The sequence below is a fragment of the Henriciella sp. genome (assembly GCF_049649345.1).
GTDB lineage: Bacteria > Pseudomonadota > Alphaproteobacteria > Caulobacterales > Hyphomonadaceae > Henriciella.
The window spans coordinates 1-5,308 of sequence record NZ_JBARZC010000094.1 but is presented as its reverse complement, the minus strand read 5'-3'; the positions used below and the strand labels follow the sequence as shown (position 1 = coordinate 5,308).

Annotated in this window: 6 protein-coding genes and 1 pseudogene; 1 reads left to right on the top strand and 6 read right to left on the bottom strand. The window is 59.2% G+C overall.

Annotated elements, in window-relative coordinates; genetic code table 11:
- The 5 genes and pseudogenes from WA989_RS02375 to groES all read right to left on the bottom strand — a co-directional run.
- Positions 1-94, bottom strand: a pseudogene (locus WA989_RS02375) (alkylphosphonate utilization protein); the annotation flags it as partial.
- Complete coding sequence (locus WA989_RS02370) at positions 91-720, bottom strand: CoA transferase subunit B (protein ID WP_424338925.1); 630 nt, start codon at positions 718-720, stop codon at positions 91-93. The pseudogene WA989_RS02375 and the gene WA989_RS02370, both read right to left, overlap by 4 nt.
- Positions 720-1,424, bottom strand: a complete 705-nt coding sequence (locus tag WA989_RS02365) for a CoA transferase subunit A (protein WP_424338924.1) — start codon at positions 1,422-1,424, stop codon at positions 720-722. The genes WA989_RS02370 and WA989_RS02365 overlap by 1 nt, the downstream gene beginning before the upstream one ends.
- 173 nt (positions 1,425-1,597) lie before the next feature.
- The gene (groL, locus tag WA989_RS02360; RefSeq protein ID WP_424338923.1) at positions 1,598-3,250 is read right to left on the bottom strand and encodes a chaperonin GroEL; all 1,653 of its coding nucleotides are present in this window, start codon (positions 3,248-3,250) and stop codon (positions 1,598-1,600) included.
- 50 nt (positions 3,251-3,300) lie between these two features.
- Positions 3,301-3,588, bottom strand: a complete 288-nt coding sequence (groES, locus tag WA989_RS02355; RefSeq protein WP_424338922.1) for a co-chaperone GroES — start codon at positions 3,586-3,588, stop codon at positions 3,301-3,303.
- Positions 3,589-3,879: 291 nt separating this feature from the next.
- Between groES and WA989_RS02350 the strand changes: the two genes are divergently transcribed.
- Positions 3,880-4,158: a protein usg gene (locus WA989_RS02350; protein WP_424338921.1), complete on the top strand. Its 279-nt coding sequence runs from the start codon at positions 3,880-3,882 to the stop codon at positions 4,156-4,158.
- Here WA989_RS02350 and WA989_RS02345 read toward each other — a convergent pair.
- Positions 4,155-5,308: glycoside hydrolase 5 family protein (locus WA989_RS02345; protein ID WP_424338920.1), on the bottom strand; the 1,154-nt coding region annotated here is incomplete at its 5' end. The genes WA989_RS02350 and WA989_RS02345 overlap by 4 nt on opposite strands.

The following is a 5,308-nucleotide window of genomic DNA, read 5'->3' as shown; positions in this document are numbered from 1 at the left end:
GCCATTCATGCGCGCATTCCGGACACACCAGGAGCGCGCCGTCCTCATAGGTGAAGGTTGAATTGCATTGCGGGCAAGGGGGTAGCTCGCTCAATTGACGATCTTCGCTTCGGTTTTCTCGTAGATCTCGTCGCGGGTCACGTCCGGGGCGAGTTCCTTGATCTCAAGGCCGCCCTCGACGACATCGAACACGCCGAGATCGGTGATGATCATGCTGACCACGCCAAGTCCGGTTAGGGGCAGGGTGCATTCCTTGAGCAGTTTCGGCGCGCCGGACTTCGAGGTGTGGTCGGTGATCACGATGATACGTTTGACGCCAGCCACGAGGTCCATTGCCCCGCCCATGCCCTTGACGAGCTTGCCAGGGATCATCCAGTTGGCGAGATCGCCATTTTCGGCGACTTCCATCGCGCCGAGGATGGCCATGTTGATCTTGCCGCCGCGGATCATCGCAAAGCTCATGGAGCTGTCGAAGAAGGCGGTGTGGGGCAGCTCCGTAATGGTCTGCTTGCCGGCATTGATCAGGTCGGCATCTTCCTCGCCCTCATAAGGGAAAGGACCCATGCCGAGCATCCCGTTTTCAGATTGCAGCGTCACCTCGACGCCGTCCGGAATATAGTTGGCGACCAGCGTCGGAATGCCGATGCCGAGATTGACATACATCCCGTCTTCCAGCTCCTGCGCGGCGCGCTTGGCCATGTCATCACGTGTCCAGGGCATCAGGCGGTCTCCTTCTTCCGGACCGTGCGCTGCTCGATCCGCTTTTCGAATTCGCCCTGCACCAGCCGGTGAACGAAGACGCCGGGCAGGTGGATGTGGTTCGGGTCAAGCTCGCCGGGCTCGACGATTTCCTCGACTTCCATGATGCAGACCTTGCCGCACATGGCGGCCGGTTCGTTGAAGTTGCGCGCCGTCTTGCGGAACACCGCATTGCCCGTCGTGTCGGCTTTCCAGGCTTTGACGATGGCAAGGTCAGCGAAGATGCCGCGTTCGAGGATGTAGTCCTCTCCGTCAAAGGATTTTACTTCCTTGCCCTCGGCGATCACAGTGCCGACGCCGGTCTTGGTGTAGAAGCCCGGAATTCCGGCCCCGCCCGCGCGCATACGCTCTGCCAGCGTGCCTTGCGGATTGAATTCGAGCTCAAGTTCGCCGCCGAGATACTGGCGCATGAACTCCTTGTTCTCGCCCACATAAGACGAGCCCATCTTCTTGACCTGCTTGCTCTCAAGCAGGACACCGAGGCCGAAGCCGTCGACGCCTGCATTATTGGAGTAGACCGTCAGATCCTTGGTGCCGGCCTCGCGGATCGCCGCAATGGAAAGCTCGGGGATGCCGCAGAGGCCAAAGCCGCCCGCAGCGATCGTCATGCCATCAAACAGGAGCCCGTCGAGCGCGGCTGCTGCTGTGTTGTAAATCTTGCTCATGGGGCCTGTTAAAGCATGGCGGCGGGGACTTGCAAGTGACACTTGATGGCAGCTGGCCTGAACACATTCGCTCAAAGAAAAAGGGCGGCGCCGAAGCACCGCCCTTGATTGGTTTTGGATGGTGGCTGGCAGCGAAACCTGATGTTGCTGCCGAAGCCTTCAGGGAGGTGAGCTTAGAAGCCCATTCCGCCCATGCCACCCATGCCGCCCATGTCAGGCATGCCGCCGCCTGCGCCTTCGCCCTCTTTTTTCGGGGCTTCGGCCACACCGGCTTCGGTGGTGATCAGCAGGGCTGCAACGGAAGCTGCGTTCTGCAGGGCAGAGCGAACAACCTTGGCCGGATCGATGATGCCCATCTTGTAGAGGTCACCATACTCTTCGGTCTGTGCGTTGAAGCCGTAGCCGCGATCGGTTTCCTTCAGGACGTTGGCAACAATGACAGAGCCTTCGAGGCCGGCATTGTTGACGATCTGACGGATCGGGGACTCGAGCGCCTTGCGAACGATATCGATACCGGCTTGCTCATCGGCGTTGATGCCTTTGACGTCGATGTTCTGAGCCGCGCGGAGCAGGGCAACGCCGCCGCCAGGAATGATACCTTCCTCGACAGCTGCGCGGGTTGCGTTCAGCGCGTCATCGACGCGGTCCTTGCGCTCTTTCACTTCGACTTCGGTTGCGCCGCCGACCTTGATCACGGCAACGCCGCCAGCGAGTTTGGCAAGACGCTCCTGGAGCTTCTCGCGATCATAGTCCGAAGAGGTGTCTTCGATCTGCTTCTTGATCTGGCCGACGCGGGCTTCGATCTCATCCTTGGTGCCAGCACCATCGACGATCGTGGTGTTGTCCTTGTCGATCTCGACTTTCTTGGCCGTGCCGAGCATGTCGAGCTGGATGTTCTCAAGCTTGATGCCGAGGTCTTCGGAGATGACCTGGCCACCGGTCAGGACAGCGATGTCCTGCAGCATGGCCTTGCGGCGGTCGCCGAAGCCAGGGGCCTTGACTGCAGCAACCTTGAGGCCGCCGCGCAGCTTGTTGACGACCAGCGTTGCGAGCGCTTCGCCATCGACATCTTCAGCGATGATCAGAAGCGGACGCTGCGACTGAACGACAGCTTCGAGGATCGGCAGCATCGGCTGGAGCGAGGAGAGCTTCTTCTCGTGCAGCAGGATGAATGGATCTTCGAGCTCGACGGACATCTTGTCCGGGTTCGTCACGAAGTAGGGTGAGAGGTAACCGCGGTCGAACTGCATGCCTTCGACGACATCGAGTTCGGTTTCGAGGGATTTGGCTTCCTCGACCGTGATCACGCCTTCATTGCCGACCTTTTCCATGGCGTTGGCAATCATGTCGCCAATTTCCTTGTCGCCATTAGCGGAGATCGAACCAACCTGGGCAATCTCTGAGTTCTCTTTGACCTTGCGCGAGTGATGCGCGAGATCGGAGGTCACTTCGAGGACGGCCTTGTCGATGCCGCGCTTCAGGTCCATCGGGTTCATGCCGGCAGCGACGCGCTTCATGCCCTCGCGAACGATGGACTGGGCGAGAACCGTAGCGGTCGTGGTGCCGTCACCAGCAACATCGTTGGCCTTGGAGGCCACTTCGCGCAGCATCTGTGCGCCCATATTCTCGAACTTGTCTTCAAGCTCGATCTCTTTTGCAACGGTGACGCCGTCCTTCGTGGTGCGCGGTGCGCCGAAGGATTTCTCGATGACCACGTTCCGGCCTTTCGGGCCGAGGGTCACTTTTACGGCGTTTGCAAGTGTGTCGACGCCTTTGAGCATGCGCTCGCGTGCGTCAGATCCGAATTTTACGTGTTTAGCAGCCATTTGCTGTATTCCTTCCAGAATTTGGATTCAGTTGGAAATCGAAGAGCGGTTTACTCGATGATGCCGAGGATATCGCTTTCCTTCATGATCAGGAGATCCTGGCCGTCGACCTTCACTTCGGTGCCGGACCATTTGCCAAACAGGATGCGGTCGCCAGCCTTTACGTCCATCGGGACGATTTCATTGTCGTCACCACGGGCGCCAGAGCCGATAGCGACAACTTCGCCTTCCTGCGGCTTTTCCTTTGCGGTGTCAGGAATGATGATCCCGCCAGCCGTTTTTGCTTCTTCTTCAACGCGCTTCACGAGAACGCGGTCATGTAGAGGACGGAATTTCATGTCTTCTCTCTTACCTTTAAGTTCGCCCTGATTGGGCAATATGTTCAGATGTTGGCACTCATCCAGTGAGAGTGCTAACGGCGCTGAGGTAGGTCTCCTCAGGCCGGTCGTCAACAGGTTGGTTGCTGAAAATTTTTCAGGCTTGGCGCGCGCGCGGGGGGTAACGCTCGATGCGTTGGTGGCAGCGATCGGGACCGGCTGCCAGCACACTGTTTTTAAACAAAAACTTGACGATGTTCGTCAGTCCGTCACACTCATTGATACAGAATCGGGCCCATGGAGGTAACGCCGATGAGCGACGAGGATTTCAGGAAACAGCTTGAGGGCGGCGGACTTCTCACCGCCGAGGTCATCTATTACCGGCCCGACTTCCCGAAGCTCCTGCAGAGCTTTGTCTGGCAGACGGTCGACATCGCCCCGAAATTTCCGCGCTTGGCTCAGTTTCTGGATCATTGGCGCCGTGACATCGAAGCGGTGATCCACTCGATCAACATCGCGCACGCCAACCTGCTGCGCCCCGCGCAGGTGCGCTTTGTGGATGAAGCGTTGAAGATTGAAAAGCTGCACTAGGCGGCGATCGCTTCAGCGTGAGATCTGATCAGGGCGTGCATGTCGGCATCGGTGTCGAAGATGCCATACCAGCCCTGCGGCTCGTGCGGCGGGTCGCCCATATAGGACGTATCGCCCGGCCTGAAGCGGACGTCTATATGCGCAGCGCGCGCCTCGCCATTCCATGCCCAGAAATTACTTCCCGCAACCGGGCCGCCGCGGGCCACGCTGTCTTCGACCGCATTGTAGATCATGCTGTAGAAGCGCTGGCGGTAAGAGGTCTTTGATGCGCGATCATAGGCTTCACCGTCGCGTGGAAAGCCGAATTCCTCGAAGACGAGCGGCTTGTCCATCGTCTCGGCCATGCGGATGTGCGCTGCGATATAGGCGGCGACATTCTCTTCGCCCGTCTCCCCTGTGCCGGCGAGATTCTTGCCATCCACCCAGCCCCAGTTCTGCGGCCAGATATGGGCGGTTGCATAGTCGATGTCCTGATGGGCTCTGATATAGACATCCTCTCGTCCATTGCTGGCCGCAGTGCCCTCCTGGCCGAGGGAAACGAGAGGGTTTGCGTCGAGTGAGCGGATGAGCCGCGCCGTCGAACCGATCCAGTCATAATAGGCGGGCAGGACGGCCTCCATCACGTCCGGGCTCACACCGGGGCGAGGCTCATTGCAGAGTTGCCACGACATGATCGCCGGGTCGTCGGCATAGGCCATGCCCGTCACGCGATTGGTCCGCCCGGCCAGTTTGGTGATATGATCGTGGTACAGCGCCACCGCCGCTTCATTGGAATAAAAGTCGCTGACATGGTCGGGAAATGCGGGCCAGGGATGGGCCGGGTCATTCATGTCGGTGAATGCGCCGGTGACATAGTAGAGATAGGTCATCATGCCGCCTGACCATTCCCAGAAATTGGTGAGATAGAGCACGGCCTTCATGTCGCGCTTTGCCAGCTCGGCCATGCAATAATCGAGACCGGAAAACAGCGTCTCGTTCCACGTGTCTTTGGTGCGAAAGCCCGGTTTGATCCCGGCCTTGAGCGGGCCTTCCTCAGCCGAGGCGAGAATCCTCAGATTGCCTACACCAAGGCCGGCGAGCGCATCGAGCTCCCGCTTCAACCGGTCGCGGTCGCCAAATGGTGCGTCCGCCCCGAGCCATGCCCCATACC